The organism is Pseudovibrio ascidiaceicola (assembly GCF_900114245.1).
GTDB classification, from domain to species: Bacteria; Pseudomonadota; Alphaproteobacteria; order Rhizobiales; family Stappiaceae; genus Pseudovibrio; species Pseudovibrio ascidiaceicola.
In genome coordinates this window covers 118,861-142,049 of the sequence record NZ_FOSK01000013.1, presented here as the reverse complement: position 1 = coordinate 142,049, position 23,189 = coordinate 118,861, and the positions used below count along the sequence as shown (strand labels likewise).

Genomic DNA, 23,189 nt, shown 5'->3' with positions numbered 1-23,189 from the left:
CTAACCAGTGGTTAACCTCAGGAAAATGGGCTATCGGCTTTGAACTTTGGAACGAGTTTCCCGCAGCAGGAAGGCCGGAACATGGCTTGCATTACGGAAAATCGCATCATCTTTAGGCTGGTTAGCACGACGACCGCCTCTTGGGCGAGGTGGAGCAGCACGGCGCTCGGCATGCATTGGAACCACTGGTTGCTCTTCAAGGCCAGCCGGTACAGATTCGGTTTCCTGAATGACCGCTTCCTGAGCTTCGGCCTTTGGCTTGCGTGAGCGGCTTTTCTCTTTTGGAGTGCGGGTAGAACGACGGCGAGATTTTTTCTCATCGACAGGCTTGGAGAAATCAACCGGCTCTCCAACCCACTCGAGCTCTTTGCCAATCATCTCGTTAATCGCTTGCAATGCTTTTTGGTCCTTGCCCGTCACAATGGAGATCGCAGTGCCTTCACGGCCTGCACGCCCGGTACGTCCAATACGGTGGACGTAGTCTTCTGCATGAATAGGAAGATCAAAGTTAAAGACGTGGCTCACGCTTGGAATGTCAAGACCACGAGCAGCAACATCACTGGCCACCAGAATCTTGATGTGACCCTTCTTGAAATTGTCCAGCATGGTCATGCGAGAGCGCTGATCCATGTCTCCGTGAAGTGCACCAACAGAAAATTCATGACGCACAAGCGAACGGAAGAGAGTAGCTACATCACGTTTGCGGTTGCAGAACACGATCGCATTCTGCAGATCTTCAGCACCTTCAATCAGCTCACGCAGTTTAGCACGCTTCTCGTAGTCTTCCGCATCAGCGGCAGCAATGCGCTGCGTCACAGTATCCGCAGTTGTAGAAGCTTTCGCCACTTCCACCTTTGCAGGGTTCTGCAGGAACGTGTCTGTCAAACGCTGAATCTCTGTCGGCATAGTCGCAGAGAAGAACAGGGTCTGACGAGTGAACGGGATAAGTTTACAAATGCGCTCAATGTCTGGAATGAAGCCCATGTCCAGCATGCGGTCAGCTTCATCGATTACAAGAATATCAACGCCCTGCAACAGCAGCTTACCACGCTCGAAATGATCAAGCAGGCGGCCAGGTGTCGCGATCAGAACGTCAGCGCCACGCTCAAGCTTGCGGTCCTGTTCAGCAAAGGAAACTCCGCCAATCAGCAAGGCAACGTTGAGTTTGTGATTAACGCCATATCGATTGAAGTTGTCTTCCACCTGCGCCGCAAGCTCACGGGTTGGCTCAAGAATAAGAGTTCTTGGCATCCGGGCGCGCGCACGGCCTTTTTCCAGAAGAGTAATCATCGGCAGCGTAAAGCTTGCCGTTTTCCCGGTTCCAGTTTGAGCAATTCCGAGGACATCTCTACGTTCTAGAACGTAAGGGATGGCGCCTGCCTGAATGGCAGTCGGTTCTGTATAGCCAGAGGCTTCTACAGCGGAGAGAACTTTCTCACTAAGTCCGAGAGTGGAAAACGACATATTTCATGTTCTTTACGATAATTGAGGAGAGAAGCTGGAAGCCGTATGAGTTACAGGTTTCTCCAACCAGTTTGGCGGAACACTACATTTCTAAGCAGCGTTGTCAATAAATTCTGCGGTATAACCGATATATTCCTTCAAGTTATGCCAAGGTTGCCGAGTTATAACCTACGCAAAACTCAGCAACTATTCAGAATTAAGGGTCTTTTAAATATCCAAATCAGTTGCGAACTCTGCCCGCTCCTGAATAAAGTTGAAGCGTGCCTCAGGTTTGTTACCCATCAGCTGCTCAACCGCATTGCGGGTTTCGCTCACTTCATCCTCGCCAACAACCACTTTAAGCAGCGTCCGGCGTTTTGGATCCATGGTGGTTTCCTTTAGCTGAGCCGGCAACATCTCACCAAGCCCCTTAAAGCGGCCAATTTCAATCTTGCCATTCTTTTTGAAGCTGGTTTTCAAAAGCTGCTCACGATGCTCGTCATCCCGTGCATAAAGGGTCTTACCGCCCTGACTGATCCGGTAAAGCGGAGGAACTGCGAGGTAGAGGTGACCGTTGTTGACCAGATCCGGCATCTCTTTATAGAAGAATGTGATCAGCAGGGCTGCAATATGCGCCCCATCAACGTCCGCATCGGTCATGATAACAATGCGCTCATAGCGCAGGTCTTTGTCATCATAATTAGAGCGTGTTCCACACCCTAGTGCCTGAATGAGATCAGATAGCAGCTGGTTTGCGACCAGTTTGTCCCGGCCAGCGTTTGCCACGTTCAGGATCTTACCACGCAGCGGTAAAACGGCTTGTGTTGAGCGATTACGCGCTTGTTTCGCTGAGCCACCCGCGGAATCACCCTCCACGATGAATAATTCAGTGCCATCAGATTTGCTCGTCGAACAATCCGCTAGCTTACCGGGCAGACGAAGGCGACGAACCGCAGTCTTACGTGCGACATCCTTCTCCTGACGTCGCTTCAAGCGCTCTTCAGCACGGTCAACGACCCACTCAAGCAGTTTGTTTGCCTGGTTTGGAGAGGCTGTCAGCCAGTGGTCAAAGGCATCGCGAACAGCGTTCTCAGCAATACGGGTTGCCTCGTTCGTGGCTAGCTTGTCTTTTGTCTGACCAACAAACTCAGGCTCGCGAACGAAAACAGAAAGCATACCAGCCGCCGACGTTAAAACGTCATCACCAGTAATAATGGAGGCCTTCTTATTGCCAATCAGCTCGCCATACGCCTTCAGACCGCGAAGCAGGGCATAGCGCAGGCCCGTCTCATGCGTCCCACCTTCTGGCGTTGGCACAGTGTTACAGTAAGAGTTGACGAACCCATCACCGGCAAACCAGGCAACAGCCCATTCAACAGAGCCATGTTTGCCTGTTGCCTGTGTTCGGCCAGCAAAAACCTCGTCAGTAACACGGCGCTCTTTACCAAGAGCCTCTTCTAGATAATCCTTCAGGCCACCAGGGAAATGGAAAGTCGCAGTCTCAGGCACCCCATTGGCTTCATCAGCAAGAGCCTTGGCACAGCGCCAACGAATCTCTACACCGCCAAACAGGTAAGCTTTGGAACGCGCCATCTTCATCAAACGGGCAGGTTTAAACTTGAGCGTCTTGCCGAAAATTTCCGCATCCGGCTTAAACCGCACCATGGTGCCGCGACGGTTGTGAACATCACCAACCAGCTCAAGGCCACCGTCCGCAAGGCCACGACGGAACGTCTGGCGATACAGTTTGCGGTTACGTGCGACCTCAACGACCAGCTCTTCAGAGAGCGCATTTACAACGGAAATACCCACACCATGAAGACCGCCAGAGGTCTCATAGACTTTGCTGTCAAACTTACCGCCAGCATGCAGGGTCGTCATAATGACTTCCAGAGCGGACTTGTCTTTATATTTGGGATGCGGATCAATCGGGATACCGCGACCATTATCTGTAATGGTCAGGTAGCCATCATCGCCAAGGGAGACATCAATCCAGCTGGCGTGGCCTGCAACGGCCTCATCCATGGAGTTGTCGATCACTTCAGCGAACAGGTGGTGCAGCGCTTTTTCATCCGTCCCGCCAATATACATTCCCGGACGGCGGCGCACAGGCTCCAGGCCTTCAAGCACTTCAATGTCAGCTGCGGTGTAATCACCTTCAGCGCCGACAGGAGCGGCCTTGCCTGCGGATGATGGCTTTGCAGGTGAGGTCGGTGCGCTTGCGGCTGGTGCTTGTTTCTTCTCAGTGCTGCCAGAAGAGGATGTCAGCTCATCCATGCTTTTGGTAACATCTGCAAACAGATCATCAGGCGTGCTCATCGTACCTCTTTGGTCTTGCGCTTAAATAGTCTCGAATCAAACGGCAGTCTTGCAGGACTGAGAGAAAAGGGCAAAGATCTGCCGGAGTTCTACTCTTGTTCCTTGTGGGTAAGCGCCAGACATACGCTTTTTCGCTTACCTGAATGTGCCGAACCCCACCAAAAGCGGGCATCTGATGCCATATGCGCCATTCGCGGCGAAAATACAAATGGCATTTGTGATTGCCCCAAGGCCTGTGATCAAAACTTTACACCGGACATACACACGGCAGTTACGTCATCTGCTGCAGATTGTTGCGAGCATGCAACAGCATTTTGCGCTGACCCGAATGGTGGAAACTGACACTGGTTCATGAATGGCAAATTGGATAGTTTGCCTTGTCCATGTTTGAGAGATGGTCGAACTGTGTAGGATTTTTGTCAATCAGATAGAAAGCTAGGCATTTGTAAGATCATTTGTGACAATTTGAAGGTATGTCACCTTTGGAAACAAAATTGACATTTTTTCCTTTCATAGCCTGATCACACAACGACGGTATGAAAAGAATAAGAAGTCAGAACCACTGACAAGTAGGCAGTGGTCAAGTGAGGCACTTTGATAAAAGCTTTGTTTAAAGATGAAATGGGAACGCACCACAATGCGTTGACGCGTCTTGTAACAAGCTTGAGCTGCGCCTCGGTTCTTACTCTTCTCGCATTCAGCAGCGCTCATGCTCTGGATACCAACAAAAGTGCGAGCGCAATGGCGGCCGTCAACCAGATGGCAAATGTCACACCTCAGCAAGCCTTGAGGGAAGGGGCTCGCGCTTACTACTCCGGTGAAAAAGACAAGGCTCTCTCTCCACTTCGCTACGCTGCTGAAAACGGACAGGCCATGGCGGCCTGGAAACTCGGCAGAATGTACGCGCAAGGAGACGGGGTGCCAGAAGATGATCTTCAGGCGTTCCAGTATTTTTCCCAGGTCGTACGTGAATACTCGTCCGATGGCCCTAAAGCACGTTCAGCCCCATTTGTCGCAAGCGCTCTGGTGGAGCTTGGTCGCTACTTCCTGACAGGTATTGGTGATAGCCCGGTCCAGCAGAACACGCACAAAGCACGTGAGGTGTTCACCTACGCTGCGTCCTACTTTGGCGATGCGGATGCGCAATACAATCTCGGCATTATGTATCTCAACGATAAGCTGCCAGATTATGACCGCCGCCTTGCTGCTCGCTGGCTGAAACTTGCAGCCGTAAAAGGCCACGTCGGAGCGCAAGCCAAGTTTGGTGAGTTGCTGTACTTCACCGAAGAGCTAACAACCGCACGCATGACAGGCCTGAAATGGATGACCTTGGCACGCCGGCAGGTGGTTGGCGGCGATAATGATGCATGGATTGTCTCTCTTCACGAGAAGGCATTTTCTCTGGCATCCGAAAAAGAGCGTCGCAAGTCTGCTGAATGGGCTGACGCATGGCTGGTTAAGCGCGGCCACGTAATTGCTTCAAGCAACTAATCCACTCCCTTCTGATTTTCTTTTAAAATATGACTTGACCACTCAGGTTATTTCTGCGATTTAAAACATGAGTTCAATATTCAAGTTTTGTTATTGACCTCTGTTTGGCGATTGTAGACCCCGATTGCGGGTCTCTGGAATGTACTTGGGGTGAGCCTTTTGCGCTCACCCTCTTTTTTTGCCTGTACGTCGCAGAAAAGCTAAAATTTTCACAGTCTTCACGCACATTGTTTAAGCCTCTGAAATTTCAGTCTTTTCAACAGCAGGATGCAGTTTTTTAAATTTTCTCGCATGATTTGGGAAAAACTATAAAACACGCTTGCCAAGCTTTAAAACTCTGCCTATATACCTGCCTCAACAAGACGCCGCGGGGCGTCACGTTGATGAGATCGGAGCATAGCGCAGCCTGGTAGCGCATCTGGTTTGGGACCAGAGGGTCGCAGGTTCGAATCCTGCTGCTCCGACCATTCATCAACACGAAGATAGATCGGAGCATAGCGCAGCCTGGTAGCGCATCTGGTTTGGGACCAGAGGGTCGCAGGTTCGAATCCTGCTGCTCCGACCATCTATCGACCCGAAGATTAGTTCGGAGCATAGCGCAGCCTGGTAGCGCATCTGGTTTGGGACCAGAGGGTCGCAGGTTCGAATCCTGCTGCTCCGACCATCTTCCCTTTAATTCTCCTCCCCAATTTCATAATATCGAGTAGTCAGCACTGCTGCCTCACTGTGTCTTTGCGCGTTCATAACCGCACAGAGCAGCACTCCATTGCAGCTTCTAACACCCACTTCAATTCACCACATTTACCTTTGGCCAAAACGAGCAGGGAAGGTCACTGACGGCTCCTCCTCGTTAGCTTTGGGTTGGGGGTCGGCCAAGTGCATGCTGATGCCCTGTCAGCCCTTTAGTGCTCTCTTGGGGGGGCTGTGATCCTCACTCAAAAACTGCAGTTAATGAACGCATAGAAAAAGCCCGAAGGCGAGGGCCTCCGGGCTTGATAAATCTCATTACTCTGAAACCAGCTTAGAACACGAAGAGATCCAGCACGAAGAACAGAGCAGCTGACAGGATTGCGGCCAACGGAACCGTAATCACCCACGCAGCAATGATGGTCATGAAGTGCGAGCGGCGCACCAGCATACGGCGCTTTTCGTCTTCTTTCACAGTGTTCTGCTTATAGCTTTCCATGCCGGTGCTTTCTTTCACGAAAGCAATACGGCGCTTGGACTTCATTGTGTACCACTCACGGAAGAAGCCAACGCCGAAGATTGCGCCAACTGCAATGTGAGTAGAACTCACCGGAAGCCCCAGCCAGCTCGCAAAGATCACTGTGATCGCAGCAGAAAGGGACACGCAGTAAGCGCGCATCGGGTTCAGCTTAGTGATCTTCTCGCCGACCATACGGATCAGCTTAGGACCAAACAGCATCAGACCGAAAGAAATACCAAACGCACCGATCAGCATAACCCAGAGAGGAATGGTTACAGCCTTAGCAATGCCACCCTCCTGAACGGTGTGCACGATCGCAGCAAGAGGGCCAATCGCGTTCGCAACATCGTTTGCACCATGCGCAAAGGAAAGAAGCGCTGCGGAGAAAATCAAAGGCCAGCGGAACAGGATACGAAGGGACTGGTTCCGGTTTTCCATGCCCTCAGACTGCCTGCGGATCAAGGGGCGACAAATAGCCAGTGCAGCAACAAAAGCGATTGCACCGAGCAGCAGAGCGATCTCAATGTCGATCTTTACGATCTTCTTCAGGCCCTTCATTGCCAGATAAGTGGCAAACGCACCTGCCATGATCGCGATCAAGAGCGGTACCCAGCGACGGGCAGCAGCAATCTTGTCTTGTTGGTAGATAATGAAGGATTTGATGAAGGCCAGGAACAGGGCCGCAATAATACCGCCAAGAACCGGGGAGATAACCCAGCTTGCAGCAATGCCGGACATGGTGCCCCAGCTCACAGAGCCAAAGCCAGCAGCAGCGATACCGCCGCCCATCACACCACCAACGATAGAGTGGGTGGTGGAAACGGGAGCGCCGATCCATGTTGCAAGGTTCAGCCAGACAGCCGCAGAGATTAGCGCTGCAAGCATCAGCTTCACAAAGTCTGTGTAGTCTGTCACTTGCGTTGCATCGATAATGCCCTTGGAGACCGTTTTAACAACGTCACCACCGGCAATCAAAGCGCCAGCGCTCTCAAAAACGGCAGCAAGCAGCAGAGCGCCGCCAATGGTAAGCGCTTTAGAGCCAACAGATGGGCCCACATTGTTTGCTACATCATTTGCACCGATATTGATCGCCAGATAGGCACCAATACCTGCAGCAGCAACAATAATAATAGCGTTTGGATGGTCAGAGACATAAAAACCAGCCATCGCCATAGCGAACATTAGAAAAACAAATGCGACCGCAGGAGCAACCAATGGACGTGCCATTGCGTTGCCGGCCAGCTCTAGCCTGGAAAACTTATCTAAGTCTTTGTCTAGAGTAGGCTTTTTTCTAAGGTTAGACATGCTGTATACTTTTTTCGCCGCGTCTTCTTCGCGTAGTTTCTCATGCACCTGGCAGCAGGCATAACACCTGACTACAATTTTGCACCCACCCTTCATCACAGGACAAAGGCAGGCGAGCGCACATCTTGAATGTGGCAGTGTTGCCCTCAAATGAGCAGGCACCAGAAAAACACTCGAGGAACTTTGTGTATTGAAGCTACCTTCAAGCGCTTTTATTTCCAGTGAACGCTCAGTTCGCGCGCAAACTAGTTTTGTCTCCGGTATATTTCAAGTTAAAATTACCTATAAACTTTGGAGAAGTAACTAGTCACAGAAATATCACGAAAGCTTCGCAATTTCTTAATTAAAAATCGCCCAACGTCAAGTCCGGTAATACTGGAAATAAAACCGCAATTATTGCACCGGTTAGCGCAATTATTGCACTTAAGGCCGCAATGAGTGCATCTATAGCTATTTACTAAGAGAAATCGGTATAGCTTGAGCAAGTGCATTGACACCAATGACATAATTGGAGAAGAAACAGGAAAACTGGTATATCGCGTTGGAGAGTGTGTTTCCGAATCCAATGCGAAAAAGAGAGGTTACATGGTAGCTCGCATTTACAATCCAGCCAAAACTGCAATGCAGTCCGGAACAGCCAAAACCAACAACTGGGTGCTGGAGTTCGATCCACAGTCCCCAAAGTCCATTGATCCTCTGATGGGTTATACTTCATCAGGTGATATGAAGCAGCAGGTAAAGCTGAAGTTCCCGACCAAAGAAGAAGCGGTCGCCTACGCAACACGCAACAATATTGCATACCGCGTAGATGAAGAGAGCAAGCGCAAGCACCGCCGCGCATCTTATTCAGATAATTTCCGTTTTGACAGATTATCTCCGTGGACACATTAAGTTTCAGCATTGAGATTATTCTCTAACGGCCTTATGAAACATCCCACGCAACGGGCGATCCACTCGCCCTTGCAAAAGCGGTCCCTTAGCTCAGCTGGATAGAGCACCGGCCTTCTAAGCCGACGGTCGCAGGTTCGAATCCTGCAGGGATCGCCACTCTTTTCTAACATTCTGATTTTGCTTAGAAAATTCCCTCAAAAACCCCTAACAAGTTAGGTGTTAGGGGTTTCGTTGCAACGTCTTCATGGCTTCTTCTGCCATTTTCTTGCGGTTCGCTTTGCGCGTATACAGAGACGGCATATCATCTGTCGTCCAGCCAAAGATCGCTTTTAGCTGAGAATCGGTCGCACCGTTCTCTGCGGCCAGTGTCGCCGCAGCTTTCCTCATTCCATGAGCACGACCGGGCACACCAGCTGCGACACAGCACTCCCTGAACCAATTCCCGAACGATTCCTTCGTGTATGGCGTTTTGTCTTCTTTGCCGATGTAGCTGACGCCATGTGGTGTTGCATCGATTGCTTCCTGAAGGGGTGGTAAGATCGGTAGATGTATTTCCACTTCTCCTTTTTCCGTTGAGAAGCTTATTACCCCGTCCTTGACGTGGGCAGGGCCAACTCTGCAAACATCCCCGCGTCGAAGCCCGGTAAAGGCCAGCACCTCAAGCGCAAGACGTTCGCGTGTTCCAAGTGGCCAACGGTTCCTGTACTGCTCAATTTCCTCAGGCGTCCATGTGTGATGGCCGTCTGACTTGTTCTTGAGGCGCGGTACGTCACGGGTAGGGTTCTTGGTGATGTGAATGCTGTTGTTGCTGATAGCCCATTTGTACATCGCCGACATGTGCTTCAGAAAGTTGTTGGCGGCACCTGGGGTGCTTGCGCGTTTATCTCTCCCACCTTGGATCGTTGATGCATCAATCGCCTCCAGTGGATGGTGGCCGCTTTCTTTTGCGATGTTGGTTAGGAAGCTTGTCTTTACCGCTTGAGTGCTCTCCTTCAATGAGGAGAACTCAGGGCTGGAGAGATACTGGTCGATCAGCCAGCCAAGGGTGTTCTCTTCGCGTTTCTTCTTTGGAGGTGCATCAGCGCCATTGAGGGCCGCGGTATAGGCTTCCATGAACTCCTCAGAGCCATATTCGCCGGGTAGGCGACTTCTGGGGCCTTTCCCGCGCCTGAAGTACCAAAAGACCTTCCCACGCCCAACCTCCCGCAGGATATACGGGAGGCGTTTTCTCCTCTGTCTCATATTGAGCTAACCTTGGGTGGTTCCTTATTGTCGTTGTCGCTCGTGGCCACTTCGGAACTTAGGCGTATTGTTCCATCTGCTTTGATTTCGACGCTGCGGACGGAAAGGCCACCTTTTTCAGCCCCTTTTATAGCTCTCGCGATATCAGTCTGCTTGAATGGTGATTTAGTCCTCAAAGCATCACTCCTCCGCTATGCTGCCTCCACCAAATCAGCAGGGTTCTTGTTGAGCTGCTTCTTAGCCCAAGCGCGATCCTGCTTTTTGTTTTCGCCCACCGCATAGCAGTACTTACGAGCAGACCAAGCCGCAGCGTTGTAGAGGCCTGCAAGCTCGTCAAACATCGCTCTGTCGAAGTTGGTTGCTGCGACCGCACGGGCCATGCCCTCAGGCTTTCCGAAGGCATCTCCGTCAATCTTATGGAGTATGCAGAAGGCTGTTAGCTCTTGGTTAGCTTTGCAGGCATCATCCCAAAGGGCTTTCAGTTTATCTTCAGTGTGTTTCATGCTGCTTTTCTCACTCTTGCTGCTGTTAGGATGCGTTTTGCTGCTTCTTCATCACCAGAGACCGCGTAGAGATCTCTAGCGACAGCGAGCGGGTCGATGCCTTGAGCCCGCCAGAACTCACGCTCATTCTGGTCGTGCTGCTCGTCGTGCTTTTTCCTGATCATAGGAACGACCCAGCAATCATCAGGCTTGGTGCCTTTGCCGGTTCGCGACTTCTTGTAGAGCGGATCGCCATAGCGGACGTGACAGGGGTCAACGCCATACCGGCCAGTGATGAGGCAAGGGAGCTTGCGGACAAAGGCCAGGTGACCTTCATCTTTTCTGCGCGCATGTTCCTTCCCTGAAGGGTCGTAGGAGAATGCTGTATCGGGTCGGCGTAAGCGAAAGCCCATCACTTACCTCCATCAAGCTGGGCGCAGCGCACGGTCACAGCTGCCTGACACAGCTCACTGAAGGATTGCTCACCAATTGCACGAATGCTCTTCTGGTGGCCTGTGAGGGCGTTCTTCGCTGCTTTGGGGTTACCAACCTTGGCAAGGTCTTCCATCAAAAGCTTGAGTATGGCTTTGGAATCTTCATCCAGAGACTTACGAGCTTCAGGATCTAGTCGTGACCAGATCGCAGTTGCGCCTTGAGAGAGTGGATTGTCGCTAATCCCTTGCGCTCTTTGTCCACCGCCTTTGATAGTTTCAGGATTACATTGTCCGTCTTGCTGAGCAGCTTTTTGAGCTTCTTCCTCTGCCTGATAGCCAGCTTCTCCCCGTTCAACCTGTTCGAAATGTGCATCAGCCGTGTACTCCGCTTGAGTTTCATCAGTTGCGGCGAGGATCTCACCTTCGATTGTTTCAGCTGCAGCATTATAGCCTTCCTGAGGGCCTGCTAGAGGGCGAGCGCGTCGTGCCTCTAATCGTTGCGCAAGTCCGCTCGAAGGGCGTTCAGGCGCGTCAAAAGCCCGTTCAACCTCATCTGCTTCATAGATTCCAGAGAAGCCGAATGCATAGCGTGCTGCTTGGATCATTGCTTTGTGGCGCAACATACGCCGAGGCCACTGCCTCCATGGGTCAGTGGCGCGCTTGCACTCCTCCATGTACTCGGTAGCAGAGATGGCGCGTGTTCGATCCTTGCGGAACATCCGGCACGTAATCGAAACAACCGCGCCTTTCTCGTCCAGCTCGTCTTCAAACTCCATGCCATCGAACTGAGGGTTGGAGTTGATGAGGTTTGCCCATCCGTCAACGGAGACAATCGGGGCTACGCCGCCGCCTTTTGCAGGGAACGCGTAAATCTCCTTGGTGAGAGGGTTCAGATTGTACTCATGGGCAACAACCAGAAATGCAGCAAACTCTTCTTTGGAGGGCGGCTCCTTGTTTTTGTCTGGCTTCATGATTGTGCTACGCAAAGTCTGCTCAAATGCAGATGCGTCCATGCCATAGCGCTCAGCCATGGCCGCAGTTATACTGCGACCATTACCGTTAGGTGTGAGAGCCTTGTTGCTCATGCTACATTCTCCAGAATTGGCAGGTCATTGGCAGCTTCAAGGTTCTCAAGCTTGGAGGAATACCATTGAGGAGTAATCCAAGTACGAGGCTCGCCTGTTCCGGCTGGCCACTCGTTCTTATTCAGGCAGTCAGCAAACAGTCGAATAGAGCGACGTAGTTCACGGCGAGCCAGTTCAAGATCTTCTTCGCTCAACTCGACGACTTCGACCGTGTAAGGGGCGCTGGTCTGTACAAAAACGAACGCAAACCCACGACAATCAAGATCGCAAACCTCGCGAAGCCCCTCAGCAACCAAGGCGGCTTGCATGTTGTAGCCAAGGTCTGCAATTGAGTTCTCTACTTTCCGGGCTTCCCGCGTTGTTTTCAGGTCAACCGGATAAGCGTCATTGAGGTCCACAAGGTCAGGGCGCGCTTTCAACCAAATGTGGGTTTCAGGGTCTTTCCAGATCAAAGAGCGCTCAATCGCACCGTCAAGGATTCCAGACTGCACCATCCCTGAATTTCGTAAGCCAGAGTTCGGGCAATTAGCTTGCCAGGGGAGCATGCCTGCCATTCCCTTGAGATCATGCATCTGCTCAGTTGAAAGAAGTCGCTTACCTGATTGCTCTTGCTCTGCAATCCATTCCTTGCAAACGTTGGCGTTGCCGTTCCATTTCTTCTCCGCACCTGTCTTTGGATCAACGTAGGTGGCAGGCTTTACAGAGAACTGTTCGTCGAACTTGCCTTCACCCAGAAAAAGCGTGTGCGCAGCTTGCCCGAGCCGGAAGTGGTCCTTGTCTTCACGAGGCTCCGCTTCAGGGTTCAGATAGGAAGTTGCCCAGTACTCTGCCGGAGAGCCGTTAGCGATTGCGCGCAGTCCACTGGAGGAAATGGACGGACCAACGCAAACGTGGGAATGGTACTTCTCAATCGGAAGCTCGGCATAAATGCCCGGCTCTGTGATTGTGTAGGTATCCCAAATTTTCTCAGCCATGATGTTATCCCGCGATTGTAGCGACCCAGCGGTCAGCGTGAGTGAAAAACTGAGAAGCAACAAAGGCTATTGCTCCCCACTTGAAGGCAGCAGGAAGAGCTGCCCAAAACCCAAAACCCTGCATGTGAAACTCAGTATTTGATTGAAACGTGGGGGATGGCGCCGGAGGCGATGGCCTGCACAATCTTCTTAGCGCGATCCTCGCCAATGCCAGCGGCCTCCATGATTGCTTTCAGCGCTGCATTGTTGAACTTCTTGCGGTGTTCGATGTTTGCTGCGCGATCTGCATCAGCCTTCCGCTTTGCGTCGTCTTCGGCCTTGCGCTTTGCTTCAGCTTCGGCGACAGCCTTCGCAGCTGCTCTGGCCTTGTCGGCTTCGATCCGTTCTTTCTCAGCCCGTTCTTCGGCCTCACGGGTCTTCTCCCGCTCAGCTTCAAGCTTTGCCTCTTCTTCCGCTTCGCGTTCCTTGCGGTCGGCTTCGGCCTTGGCTGCTTCAGCTTTTTTCTCGGCTTCAAGCACAGCCAGCTTGCGCTGTTGCTCTTCGGTGTGAAGGGCCTGCTTCAGATGCCTATCGAGGCTTTCGAGAGTGGTGATTTTCTTTGAGCTAGCTTGGTCGGCGAACTCCTGCATTGCACCTTCTGTCACATCAACAGAACGCACTGCATCGATCCGCTTTTGAATGTCAGCAGAACTCTCATTGAAAGCGACACAACCGTTCTGGATCATTCCCTCAATGATTGTCCGATGGGATTCAATGCGGCTCTTTTCCTGTGCCTCCCAATTATCAAGTGGCAACCGTCGCTCATCACGCATTGCATCAAGAAAATCGCGCATGGTTTTACGTCGTGCATCAATGGCGGTGGCCTGCGCTTTAATGGAAGCCACCTTCTCCTTGCCCGCGCCATCAATGGCAGTTTTCAAAGTTGAGCACTGGCGAGAGAAGGAGATAATCGCTTTGCGGCCTTTCTCAGTGCTCAGATCAGCCTTGAATGCTGCGTTCTCAGCTGCGATGACAGCCTCTAGATCTTCAAAGCTGATGCCTTCCTCACCGAAGTATTTCTCCGGGTTGGCGCGAAGGTCAGCAAGATCAAGTTTCTTGCGTTCCTCGTTGTCGGTCACTGCATTCATGTTAGGCTGCTTCCTTCGGTTCAAAGCTGTCAGCTTTTGCCTGCCAATGCTTGGCGAGGCGCTCATACTGCCGAGCGAAACTCAAAGAGCCGGCACTCCCGGTTCGCTCATGAATTTCCTGATGGGTGAGGCACATGTCGCGGTATTTTTGAGCCCACCGCAGGCAGTCCCCATGGGTCATCTCTTCCAAAGCATTTCCTCCTCGCGCAAAACAAAGTGGTGGCGTTCTGCGGAACGATAGGCTCCGCAGTTGGGTGGTGTTTGGTTGTCTGTGAGTTCGCCCTTTAAGGGCTCAAATCAGGGGTGCGTGTTATGCCGCTGCCGCTAGATTACTTTCCAGATAGGCGCGCAGATCAACGACCGATATTGCCTTGTCCAGCTCCCTAAGAGGCCGGTAATCGTCTAACTCAGGGTCATGCACTAGCAAGGAGCCGTCTCGCGTTGCCCAATCGCGCAGCTCTTCAATGTGCTCCTGTAGCGATTCCAGAATTGCGGAACCCATCTCAGGAAGGCCGGAGTCCTTCAGATCTAATTCGATGTAACGGCGCCCCTTGCGGTCAATCCGGCGATGGCTGGCGGGGAACAAAGAGTAATCGAGGTCCGAGATCTCATAGCAAGGTAGAAAGATACGAGCTTCAAGCTCTTGGTCTTCATAGATCTTGTCGAACTCGGCGAGGATTAGAAGCTCGCCGAACTTAGCGCGGTTGGTAGAGCAGGCCGACATGGCTACAAGCTCAAAGGGGAACACATAGTGTTTCATGCTGCCATCCTCATTTCACTGTTGTAGGCGTCCCAAAACTGTTCGGAGATGTGCTCACAGCTGTAAACAACTGCGGAAAGCATGAGCCACAAAATGCGCTCTTCGCCTTCGCTCTTGGCATCAAGGCGCTTCTCACGGTCAGAGCCAGCTTCCTCAACTCTGATCTCCTGAATGACGAAGCCATCGCAATCATCATCAAGCGCGCAATTGATCTTCGCTTCGATCACTTGCTCTGCGTAAAGGAAGCCGTTGGAGATCAGATCCAAGGTCGTTTGAATGTCTGTCTCGAAGTTCATCAGGAAACTCGTTTTGTGAGTGGTTCAACCCGTTTGATGCTGTGAATAATACAAAACGGATTTACAATGTCAAATACAAAATGTATTGATGTTGAGGGTTTTGTTATTGGAGCTGGAAGGCTGTTGCGGAGAGCTAAATGTCAGGCTGGATCAGGATGGAGCGTGCTTTGTACGAACATGAGGCGTTAAAGGGGCCGTTGGAATGGGGGTGTTGGGGATGGTTAATCGCGAATGCTGCATGGCGGAGGAAGGCAGTTGATCGTGCGGGGTGTAAAATAGATCTGGAAGAGGGGCAGTTGTGTTTTTCATTGAGATTTCTGGCGGAAAAATGGGGGGTCACTAAGGATAAGACAAAGCGCCTACTTGATAAGTGGCAGAAATGGAACCTTATCACCATCGAGTCCGCTACAGGTGGAAGTGTCATAACCATTTGTAATTATTCAAAATATCAGCTTGTGGAGTCGGAGAGTGCGACAGCGTCGCGACACGAAGTGCGACAAGAACGCGACAGCAACCCAACGGAATCCGCAACAAAGAAGAACAATATAACAAATAAACAAGGGAACAAAAAACCAGCGTCTACTGGCGTAGACACTTTTTTGGAAAACATTCAAAGCGCTGAACTTTTCCCAGCTGATGTAACCTCAAAGAAGAGGAAGTCACAAAGTGCGAGCCGGATTGCTGAGGACTGGGCTCTTTCGGAGAAGGGGTGGGAGTTCGCACTCGGAAAAGGTCTGTCTCCAGATCAAATCGAATGGCAAGCTCAGCTGTTTCTTAATTATTGGATCCAGTCTAGCAGCAAGACAGCTGTGAAGCGGGACTGGGATGCAGCATGGCGCACATGGGCGATGCGGGCTGTAGAGCGGATTATTCAATCGAATGAAACCCAGCCAGACACAACGCGAACTGCGGTTTCCAACATGCTAAGTAAAGGATTTTTAGATGAGTGAAAATCAGTTAGGTTTTGATAATTCTCAATCTGTAACTACTTCAAGTTACAGCAGTCTTCAATTCAACGAAGCATTTAACGATTGTACGCTTTTCTCGAAAAGCATGCGCTCGATTGAGTTGATGGAAAGTGAGGCTGTTGTCGGGATGCTGGGTAGGCTTGGACACAGTAAGGTCGTGCTTGAACAGGGCAGCTGTAAGCCTAGAAGAGAAGACATAATAAGGCTGACCGTTGATTTGTTTGCAGGCTACTCCTCTGACCGGCAGGTAGGTATGGAGGCTATGAAGGAGCATCTGATGGTCTACATTGCTGCACGAAACGATTTGACTGTTGGTGCGCTACGTGCGGCAGTTACTAAGGTTCACCTTGAGTGCAAATTTACGCCTTCCATAGCAGAGTTTTTTGAGAAGCTTGAAGAGGCTGAAGCAAGTGTTAAGGTCCGCCTTAAACTTTACAGCGAATGGGTAAGGATGTGCCAAGATTTACTCAAAGAGAGAGGCGTGTATTAGCTAAATTCTGGCAGATATATTTCGCGAATCTCTCTAAGATCCGCCGGACTTTACGGAGATTTTAATGAGTAATATTGCAGAAGGTAGTCCGCTATACGCGGATTGGTTTTATGTTGATGGCGACAAGAGAGTTGGCCCAGTTTCATTTGCTGAACTGGAGAGGAGGTTTAGCTCACGCACCCTGCATGAGAAAACATTGGTTTGGACGGCAAAATTTGATGACGACTGGAAGGAGCTCGGAGCGGTCATTATTGCTAAGGTGCCTGAGGTTTGTGTGCCTGCCGCACCTAAAAAGATGCCAGATAATTTTTGGTTCTATATTTTGATCTGTTCGCCTGTTCCTCTTGCGCTGGTAGAGGCTGGTTTATGGTATCTTTTTCCTGAGTGGCTCACTGGTGGTATGGGTGTTATTTTGCTGTACCTTACCACTTCCGTGACACTAGTCTTGCTCGATATACGAGCGCTGGATAAAAGCGGACGCAAGGACGTTACTGGAAGCTTGATAGTTTGGTTGTTTTTCCTGGTGCCGCTTTACGTCTTATTTAGAGCGAGTAAGACGCACGGTAAGGGCTTGCTTCTGACTGTTATCTACTTGCTGTTCAGTATCGCGGGGAGTTACCTTGTTGAGGAGCTGATTGCAAAGATGTTGGTGCATTAGCCACCCCTCTGCAATAGTGAGATTTCCATGTCTATGATAAAGAGTATCTATCCCGGCATTACTAAGAATACTGACAGCGCAACGGTGTACAAAACCTCAGGTATTCGCGAGGTTTCATTTGATTTCGAGGGCAATCGTAGAACCTGCAGTGCAGTAATCCAAGATTCGAATGATGGTATACGGAAGGCTAGATACACAATTACCACGCAAAGTAACGAGTACTATTACGATTTGCGGATAGTTGATAACTAAAAGCTGTGCCGGGCCTGTCTCACCATTCTCCTGTAGCGACAATCTTGTGTATTGCACGGATCTTGTCTGTTGGAATGCGAAGTTCTTGTCCGTTATACCTTGAAAATACACGGTTGCCCGCATCCACGCGCTCATAGCGCCCTACCTGCCAGATTGGAGAGCCTGTAGGTGTTTGATCGGAGTGCATGATGGCGGCATACTCACCTGGGCGAGGTAGCTTTTTCGGGTTTACAAAAAGCGTCTCGCCTTCATGGTAGCGCGGCTCCATCGCTGTACCCGGCATGTAAAGCGCGAATGCACCTTCCACATCCATTAGCGAGTTTGGGGCAGCTATGTGATCCAGCGCCTCGCTGGTAGCTTCTAGATAATCTTCATCACCACCTGAAATGGAGCCATAGACCGGAACCGTGAAGGGGCTGAGAAGTTTCGCCACCTGTCGCTTCCTTATGGGGTTACTTGCTGGTTCAACTTCTGCAGGTGTTTCATTCTTCCCAAACATCAACCAGGTAGCTGCGACTCCAAAAAAGCGAGCATACCTTTCGATTGCATCTGTCTTAGGTTTCCGTGTGCCATTTTCGTGATGGGTGTATGTAGGTATTTTGATACCAAGAGCGTCAGCTGCATCAGCTGCACTGGCAAAGCCTGCCTTTTCTCTGGCTGTCTTGAGTCGGTCTTTGAATGCTTGTGTCATGGCATACAATATGCCCTCTAATAAAATACATTTGGTATTGACACTGATAAATCCGTTTTGTATTTTATCTCCATCACGATAGAGGATGGAACCCATGGATAATCAGTCAGTGAAAGAGCTGCGGACGGAGTTGGGTTGGTCGCAATCTGATCTCGCCGATTTTCTCGGCGTCAAACAGCCTACAGTTAATCGTTTCGAGCAAGGTCAAGAGATTCCAGAGCCCTCAAAGCGGCTCCTCTACCTCTTAAAGGCTCAATGCCAAGTACCGCTTGCGGCCTAGGCGTGCCTGGCGGGGGCGGCTGGTCTTCTCCCAGCCAGCCGCCTCGGGACTACTTACCCAGCACAGCTTTGTAGTAGTCCGCCTGAATATCATAGTGAGAGGGAAGATTTCCGATCTTGTGAGGTGACAATCTGATGATCTCCTCTGCTTTATCGGCATCCATTTCCCGCAAAGTCGAAATCATTAGAGCCTCAAGGAAAGTAATTCTGTCCTCTAATGATCCTCTTATTCCAGCAGGGCTTTTGTCCTTCAGGTCAGAAAGCATCTGCTCAACTTCATTCTCTGTATTCACGCTGATAGCTCCTTGCAATTTGAGCCGGTGTGATGTGGCAGGAGGCCTCTCTTGGAAGTAGTGCCTCTCTTGGTGGCCTCCTGCCGTTTGGAACAACATAAAGTTAGCCTCTATCTCCGGTTGTGTCATGGGGGCAAAATACAGGAAAGCGCTCCATGAACGCACCGAGAACATCTGACCAGTTTAACAATTGGATCTGCACGCAGATTAAGAACCTCGTGACAGCGTTTGGCGTTGAGAGTTCCGCAGAAGTGTTGGGGCATTCCTCAGGCACTATACGCAAGACCTACCAAGTCAACGAAGCGCGCAGCCTGACCCTCAAAGACACTCTCTACCTTGAGCGCGAGATGGCTGCCATTGGCTTGGAACCAAGCCTGTCCAAGGCCCACCTTGAGGCTTGCGGCTATGAAGTACGCAAGAAAGCTGAGGGGGTTGCCAAACTGGACCCTGCAGCCGCGGCAATGAATGTTGTGCCCGTGCATTGCGACAGCATGAAAGAGATCGTGCAGGCCGCAGAAGACGGCGAAATTTCCCCCAAAGAACACGAACGCATCAAGAAGAGCTTTGAGCAGATCAAGGAGCTGATGCGCAATTACGACGCGAGCTACAACGCCAGCCAACGCCAAATGGCTGCGGAATGAACCCAGCTACCACCAGCAACCCGCAGGAGATGCAGCACATGAGCAATCAAGTCGATAAAGAAGCCCTGTCAGAGGCTGTCAAAAAAATCCTCGAAGTCGAAACCGTCATTGAAAGCGACAAGGGCTCGTACATGTCCAAGTGCGCAACCAACCGCGAGAAGATCAAGGAGATTAAGCAGGATGCCCGCGACAGCGGAGTTCCTACCAAAGAACTCAACGCAGTGCTGAAGCGTAAGAAGCTGATGGATCAGGTCAAGGCCGTCGTTTCCAACATGGATGATGACGAAGCCGAACTGGTTGATCAAATGGAGCTGGCGCTTGGTTGGGCAGACAATGACAACGAAGATCAGCCAGAGGCCGCCTGATGTACCTGGCACTCGACCTTGGTGTGAAGACTGGCTGGGCTCGTTGGGAGCCCGGTCTTTCTAAACCAGTCTCAGGAGTTTTTGACTGCGGGGCTAAAGACAAAACAGGCGGATACGGTGGCAGAAGTCTTTCTTTCTATGGTTGGTTGCTAGGTAAGATCGAAAGCTTTGGCGTCACGCACCTTGCAATTGAAGATGAACTTGCAGCTATCAGCGGGAAGCAGATGAACCGGGGCAATGAGCAGTGGCAGCCCGCGCAACATCGGCTCTGCGAGATGGCAGCTGTTGCAAACCAGATCCCATATCAGAAGATTGCAATGCAGACGTGGCGCAAGCACTACCTCGGGCGAGGGCAGGCGCCAAAAGGCACCAGAGACAGCCGAGCTTGGTTTAAGCAGCAGGCAATAGGCCGGGGCAGACTCTTGGGGTGGGAACCAAAGGACGACAACGAAGCGGAAGCTCTTGGAATTCTTGATTACTTCCGAGCTACTCAGTCGCCTTCCTACGCGCTTCAGACCACCGATCTTTTCAGCAGACATTAGTTTTACGGGGCAAAGCAATGGACCTTTGGAAGTCTCAGGACAATGAGAGACTAGAAGCAGCAGAGCGCCGCCTATCACGCGCTCAGATCGCTGCAAATCGCCCCGGCAGCTCAATAGACGCCGATCTGAAACTGCAGCAAGCACGCGCTCATTACTATCAGGTTCAATTCGAACTCGCCTCATCAGCAAACAAAACACTGAAGCGGGAGAAGCGCGAACTTCAGAGGAGGTTGGAACGTGCCTGCGGTAACGACAACCGACACAAGGGAAGCGGAAAGCCTGTGCGCGGAACTGGGAATAGAGGTTCTGCACGCCAGCAAGCGGATCAGAACTGGGCCTTGCTCACCTCAACAGACGCATTCCGCAGTGCGGATCCAGAAGATGATCAATCTGAGGGGCAGGGAGCATGCGTGGGCAGTCCTATACGCGCTTTCCGAGATGGAAAACCCACCTATCGAACTCAAAAGCTCACTGATAGGCGCGGTAAGCGACCTGTTCTCCAATTACCCGGCTTGGGAAAGAAGGCTGGGTGACTTCCTGAACGCGCTGGACTTGCTCGACCTTGATGAGTTGCAGCGCCTTGCTTGGAGCGGTCCCGGTATTGATGGGGCGCCCCCGAAAACCCGAATTTTGATAACCGGCTATCTGCAAGTGCTGCTTATGCCGGTCATGGAACCTCAAGAACAAGGTGTGTTCTTATGATTGCCAGAAAAAAGATTGATATTTCCCAGCTCTCCCAACCAGAGGCAGTGAAGTTCCTTGCTGATGGAACCCGAACAGCAAGAGCTATTCAGGAGCTGCTTTTGCCCTTTAATCCCGGCTTAACATTGGGGGCTGTCTTTGGTGTAGTCAGGCGCAATGGGGGCGAGTTCTCAGGGCAGAGAGGGGTTTCGCGCTCTGTCCAGTGGCGTAAGGGTGGCAATCGCTTCCAGCATAGCCTTGAAGCCCGCCTGCAAGCTCCTGATGCAAACCCTGTGAACCTGTTCCAGATCACAGACAGGCAATGCAAACGCCCTATGTGGGTAGGTGAGCCACCCATTAAAGAGCGCTTTTACTGTGGTGCTCCAGTAGATCTTCGCCAGACCTACTGTGAGCACTGCCAGACCTTCCTTTATGAGCAAAAGGAGGAGGTAGCGTGATGATGCAAGATCTAGTGCCGACTAAGTCGCTTAGTCTCCTTAATAATAAGATCTCTCAAGTCGCTCTGTCTTTCTTCAAGTTTTGGAAGCAGTCGACTAATATGATTGTCATAATACTTATTAGCAAGAGGAAACACCTTACTTGCAGAACACTGTATTGTCTCAAGAGGGTACTCTGCCCTTATCCCTCTTTGGATTGCCCCAATGCCGTCAAATATCTCCCCAATTGTTGTTCTGCTCTCGGTGTCGCCGATTTTGTAAGTCGTTTTAAAGATGTCCAAATTGATCTCTTTTATATCTTCATAGTATTGCGCAGCGTTTGCTGTGTTGGCTGCGTTACTTATAACTTCGGTGGCAACGCCGATGTTAAGAAGGATAGGGCGCAGCATCATAAGAGTATTGATTTCATCGTTTATGACCTGAAGGTTCATTTGGAACGCCTGCAGTTTGGCGCTTCGTGTTTGTCGCGCTGTAAACAACAAACCAACTCCTACAACGAGTGCGGCTATTCCATTTATTGCAACAGCTATCCAACCGCGTATCAGAGCTTCCCTCGTTTCCCCAACCTTAGGTGGTCCATCATAAAAGTCGCCAGTCACGACAATAATGCAGAGCGCTCCAATAAAAGCCCCCGTAAAGCAAGCTGCTGCACACAAGACCAGATCTCTATTTCGCATTACAATACTAATTCCAAAATTACTGAGAAAACACCGACTTCTTTTAGTGACCATGGACTGATTCTGTCTTCCCATTTTTGCGAGAGGTCAGCATGAACCTTCTCGACCAACAATGGAAAGACTATAAGCAACGCGCACTGGATGTATCTTTACTTGAAGCGGCTAAATCCTCTAATGCGACGCTTAGACGAAGCGGGAAGGAGCATGTAGGCCCTTGTCCGGCATGCGGCGGCACAGATCGCTTTAGCGTGAATCCAGTCAAGCAGAAGTGGAACTGTAGAGGGGCTGGCGGTGGAGGTGATGCCATCGGTGTGGTGATGCATTGCATGTCCGTTGACTTCAAAGCAGCATGCGAGATTCTGACTGGTGAAGAACCTCCCTCCGGTGAAGGCACTTGGGATGAAGAGGCAAAGCGCAAAGCCGCAGAACGGAAGAAAGCCTCAGCTGCAAAGGCAGAGCGCGAATCTGAAGAGCAAGCCCAACAGGAAGCCGATAGCACCGAATACGCACAAAAGCTTTGGGATCAAGCCAAGCCGATTGAGGGTACTCCTGCAGAAGCTTACTTGCTGGGGCGCAGGCTCCCAAGAATGCAGTGGCCAGACTGCCTGCGTTTCCACCCGGGATTGAAGTATCCGGACGCAGGAAAGCTTCCCGCTCTTGTTTGCCGTGTTGATGACACCATGGGCGATCTCACCGGGATCTGGCGAATTTTCATCACTAAGGACGGAAAGAAAGCGCCGGTAGCCAACGCCAAGCTCGGCCTTGGTCCGGTTGCAGGGGGCGCAGTGCGACTTCAGGAAGCTACTGACGGGGAAGTCGGCATAGCTGAAGGCGTTGAGACAGCCCTTGCGGTTTACGCCCTGACGGGGCGTCCTTGCTGGTCCTGCTTGTCTACGGCGGGCCTCATCAACTTTGAACCTCCCTTGGATATAGACCGGCTGCGGATCTATGGCGACGGCGATCAGGCTTATCAGAAGCCCGACGGATCATGGGAGATGGCACCGGGCGAGAAGGCTGCAAAGAGAGCAGCTCAGAACCTTCAGGAAACCGGATTGGAAGTGCTGGACATCGCATTGCCTGAGGCGGGCTCTGACTGGCTGGACGTATACAATGATCTTTATGGAGCGACTGTATGAAA

27 protein-coding genes and 4 tRNA genes are annotated in these 23,189 nt (G+C 51.2%); 16 read left to right on the top strand and 15 right to left on the bottom strand.

Annotated elements, in window-relative coordinates:
* Nucleotides 1-30: 30 nt before the first annotated feature.
* Together BM231_RS21780 and parE are read right to left on the bottom strand one after the other, a co-directional pair.
* Nucleotides 31-1,464 carry a DEAD/DEAH box helicase gene (locus BM231_RS21780; RefSeq protein ID WP_093522824.1) on the bottom strand — a complete coding sequence of 478 codons (1,434 nt, stop codon included), beginning with the start codon at nt 1,462-1,464 and terminating at the stop codon, nt 31-33.
* A 207-nt stretch (nt 1,465-1,671) separates the two neighbouring features.
* Nucleotides 1,672-3,762, bottom strand: a complete 2,091-nt coding sequence (gene parE / locus BM231_RS21775; protein WP_093522822.1) for a DNA topoisomerase IV subunit B — start codon at nt 3,760-3,762, stop codon at nt 1,672-1,674.
* A gap of 606 nt (nt 3,763-4,368) precedes the next feature.
* On the opposite strand from parE, the gene BM231_RS21770 reads away from it, so the two are divergent.
* From BM231_RS21770 to BM231_RS21755, 4 genes are all read left to right on the top strand, one after another.
* Nucleotides 4,369-5,253, top strand: a complete 885-nt coding sequence (locus tag BM231_RS21770; RefSeq protein ID WP_208860560.1) for a tetratricopeptide repeat protein — start codon at nt 4,369-4,371, stop codon at nt 5,251-5,253.
* Nucleotides 5,254-5,643: 390 nt separating this feature from the next.
* Nucleotides 5,644-5,720, top strand: a tRNA-Pro gene (locus BM231_RS21765).
* Between the two features lie 21 nt (nt 5,721-5,741).
* Nucleotides 5,742-5,818 (top strand) — tRNA-Pro (locus BM231_RS21760).
* Nucleotides 5,819-5,840: 22 nt separating this feature from the next.
* A tRNA-Pro gene (locus tag BM231_RS21755) sits at nt 5,841-5,917 on the top strand.
* A 357-nt stretch (nt 5,918-6,274) separates the two neighbouring features.
* Here BM231_RS21755 and BM231_RS21750 read toward each other — a convergent pair.
* Entirely contained in the window at nt 6,275-7,765 is a 1,491-nt protein-coding gene (locus BM231_RS21750) for an inorganic phosphate transporter (RefSeq protein ID WP_181952081.1), read from the bottom strand.
* Nucleotides 7,766-8,350: 585 nt separating this feature from the next.
* Here BM231_RS21750 and BM231_RS21745 point away from each other — a divergent pair.
* Together BM231_RS21745 and BM231_RS21740 are read left to right on the top strand one after the other, a co-directional pair.
* Complete coding sequence (locus BM231_RS21745) at nt 8,351-8,656, top strand: ETC complex I subunit (RefSeq protein WP_063311158.1); 306 nt, start codon at nt 8,351-8,353, stop codon at nt 8,654-8,656.
* A 79-nt stretch (nt 8,657-8,735) separates the two neighbouring features.
* Nucleotides 8,736-8,812, top strand: a tRNA-Arg gene (locus BM231_RS21740).
* Nucleotides 8,813-8,875: 63 nt separating this feature from the next.
* Here the strand turns inward: BM231_RS21740 and BM231_RS21735 are convergent.
* The 9 genes from BM231_RS21735 to BM231_RS21690 form a co-directional block, all read right to left on the bottom strand.
* Nucleotides 8,876-9,769 carry a tyrosine-type recombinase/integrase gene (locus BM231_RS21735; RefSeq protein WP_159437988.1) on the bottom strand — a complete coding sequence of 298 codons (894 nt, stop codon included), beginning with the start codon at nt 9,767-9,769 and terminating at the stop codon, nt 8,876-8,878.
* Nucleotides 9,770-10,089: 320 nt separating this feature from the next.
* Nucleotides 10,090-10,401 (bottom strand): hypothetical protein, encoded by a 312-nt coding sequence (locus BM231_RS21725; RefSeq protein WP_093522814.1) that lies wholly within the window; start codon nt 10,399-10,401, stop codon nt 10,090-10,092.
* On the bottom strand, nt 10,398-10,793 hold the full coding sequence (locus BM231_RS21720) for a DUF968 domain-containing protein (RefSeq protein WP_093522812.1): 396 nt from the start codon (nt 10,791-10,793) through the stop codon (nt 10,398-10,400). Before BM231_RS21720 ends, BM231_RS21725 begins: the two co-directional genes overlap by 4 nt.
* Nucleotides 10,793-11,899: a phage recombination protein Bet gene (gene bet / locus BM231_RS21715; RefSeq protein ID WP_244527202.1), complete on the bottom strand. Its 1,107-nt coding sequence runs from the start codon at nt 11,897-11,899 to the stop codon at nt 10,793-10,795. Before bet ends, BM231_RS21720 begins: the two co-directional genes overlap by 1 nt.
* Nucleotides 11,896-12,873 (bottom strand): PD-(D/E)XK nuclease-like domain-containing protein, encoded by a 978-nt coding sequence (locus BM231_RS21710; protein WP_093522810.1) that lies wholly within the window; start codon nt 12,871-12,873, stop codon nt 11,896-11,898. Before BM231_RS21710 ends, bet begins: the two co-directional genes overlap by 4 nt.
* Before the next feature lie 131 nt (nt 12,874-13,004).
* Nucleotides 13,005-14,000 (bottom strand): hypothetical protein, encoded by a 996-nt coding sequence (locus BM231_RS21705; RefSeq protein WP_093522808.1) that lies wholly within the window; start codon nt 13,998-14,000, stop codon nt 13,005-13,007.
* 1 nt (nt 14,001) lies between these two features.
* On the bottom strand, nt 14,002-14,190 hold the full coding sequence (locus BM231_RS21700; protein ID WP_093522806.1) for a hypothetical protein: 189 nt from the start codon (nt 14,188-14,190) through the stop codon (nt 14,002-14,004).
* Nucleotides 14,191-14,310: 120 nt separating this feature from the next.
* Nucleotides 14,311-14,760, bottom strand: a complete 450-nt coding sequence (locus tag BM231_RS21695) for a hypothetical protein (protein ID WP_093522804.1) — start codon at nt 14,758-14,760, stop codon at nt 14,311-14,313.
* The gene (locus BM231_RS21690; RefSeq protein ID WP_093522802.1) at nt 14,757-15,056 is read right to left on the bottom strand and encodes a hypothetical protein; all 300 of its coding nucleotides are present in this window, start codon (nt 15,054-15,056) and stop codon (nt 14,757-14,759) included. Before BM231_RS21690 ends, BM231_RS21695 begins: the two co-directional genes overlap by 4 nt.
* 137 nt (nt 15,057-15,193) lie before the next feature.
* On the opposite strand from BM231_RS21690, the gene BM231_RS21685 reads away from it, so the two are divergent.
* The 3 genes from BM231_RS21685 to BM231_RS21675 all read left to right on the top strand — a co-directional run bounded on the left by BM231_RS21685 (nt 15,194) and on the right by BM231_RS21675 (nt 17,172).
* Entirely contained in the window at nt 15,194-16,006 is an 813-nt protein-coding gene (locus BM231_RS21685; RefSeq protein WP_093522800.1) for a hypothetical protein, read from the top strand.
* Nucleotides 15,999-16,514, top strand: coding sequence for a hypothetical protein (locus BM231_RS21680; RefSeq protein WP_093522798.1), 516 nt, complete (start codon nt 15,999-16,001; stop codon nt 16,512-16,514). Before BM231_RS21685 ends, BM231_RS21680 begins: the two co-directional genes overlap by 8 nt.
* Nucleotides 16,515-16,578: 64 nt before the next feature.
* The gene (locus BM231_RS21675) at nt 16,579-17,172 is read left to right on the top strand and encodes a DUF4339 domain-containing protein (RefSeq protein WP_093522797.1); all 594 of its coding nucleotides are present in this window, start codon (nt 16,579-16,581) and stop codon (nt 17,170-17,172) included.
* Between the two features lie 271 nt (nt 17,173-17,443).
* On the opposite strand, the gene BM231_RS21665 is transcribed toward BM231_RS21675, so the two are convergent.
* Complete coding sequence (locus tag BM231_RS21665; protein ID WP_159437987.1) at nt 17,444-18,115, bottom strand: XRE family transcriptional regulator; 672 nt, start codon at nt 18,113-18,115, stop codon at nt 17,444-17,446.
* A 94-nt stretch (nt 18,116-18,209) separates the two neighbouring features.
* On the opposite strand from BM231_RS21665, the gene BM231_RS21660 reads away from it, so the two are divergent.
* Nucleotides 18,210-18,395, top strand: coding sequence for a helix-turn-helix domain-containing protein (locus tag BM231_RS21660; RefSeq protein WP_159437986.1), 186 nt, complete (start codon nt 18,210-18,212; stop codon nt 18,393-18,395).
* Nucleotides 18,396-18,444: 49 nt separating this feature from the next.
* Here BM231_RS21660 and BM231_RS21655 read toward each other — a convergent pair whose 3' ends face one another.
* Nucleotides 18,445-18,687: a hypothetical protein gene (locus tag BM231_RS21655; RefSeq protein WP_139226393.1), complete on the bottom strand. Its 243-nt coding sequence runs from the start codon at nt 18,685-18,687 to the stop codon at nt 18,445-18,447.
* A gap of 155 nt (nt 18,688-18,842) precedes the next feature.
* On the opposite strand from BM231_RS21655, the gene BM231_RS21650 reads away from it, so the two are divergent.
* From BM231_RS21650 to BM231_RS21630, 5 genes are all read left to right on the top strand, one after another.
* A complete protein-coding gene (locus BM231_RS21650; protein WP_093522788.1) occupies nt 18,843-19,328 on the top strand; it encodes a hypothetical protein in 486 nt (161 codons plus the stop codon).
* A gap of 38 nt (nt 19,329-19,366) precedes the next feature.
* Nucleotides 19,367-19,693: a hypothetical protein gene (locus tag BM231_RS21645; protein WP_139226392.1), complete on the top strand. Its 327-nt coding sequence runs from the start codon at nt 19,367-19,369 to the stop codon at nt 19,691-19,693.
* Nucleotides 19,693-20,235: a hypothetical protein gene (locus BM231_RS21640; RefSeq protein WP_093522784.1), complete on the top strand. Its 543-nt coding sequence runs from the start codon at nt 19,693-19,695 to the stop codon at nt 20,233-20,235. The genes BM231_RS21645 and BM231_RS21640 overlap by 1 nt, the downstream gene beginning before the upstream one ends.
* Nucleotides 20,236-20,472: 237 nt before the next feature.
* Nucleotides 20,473-20,937, top strand: a complete 465-nt coding sequence (locus BM231_RS21635) for a hypothetical protein (protein ID WP_093522782.1) — start codon at nt 20,473-20,475, stop codon at nt 20,935-20,937.
* A complete protein-coding gene (locus BM231_RS21630; protein ID WP_093522780.1) occupies nt 20,934-21,374 on the top strand; it encodes a hypothetical protein in 441 nt (146 codons plus the stop codon). The genes BM231_RS21635 and BM231_RS21630 overlap by 4 nt, the downstream gene beginning before the upstream one ends.
* 11 nt (nt 21,375-21,385) lie before the next feature.
* Here BM231_RS21630 and BM231_RS21625 read toward each other — a convergent pair whose 3' ends face one another.
* Nucleotides 21,386-22,105 carry a hypothetical protein gene (locus BM231_RS21625; RefSeq protein ID WP_093522778.1) on the bottom strand — a complete coding sequence of 240 codons (720 nt, stop codon included), beginning with the start codon at nt 22,103-22,105 and terminating at the stop codon, nt 21,386-21,388.
* 38 nt (nt 22,106-22,143) lie between these two features.
* On the opposite strand from BM231_RS21625, the gene BM231_RS21620 reads away from it, so the two are divergent.
* On the top strand, nt 22,144-23,187 hold the full coding sequence (locus BM231_RS21620) for a DUF7146 domain-containing protein (RefSeq protein ID WP_093522776.1): 1,044 nt from the start codon (nt 22,144-22,146) through the stop codon (nt 23,185-23,187).
* Nucleotides 23,188-23,189: the final 2 nt, after the last annotated feature.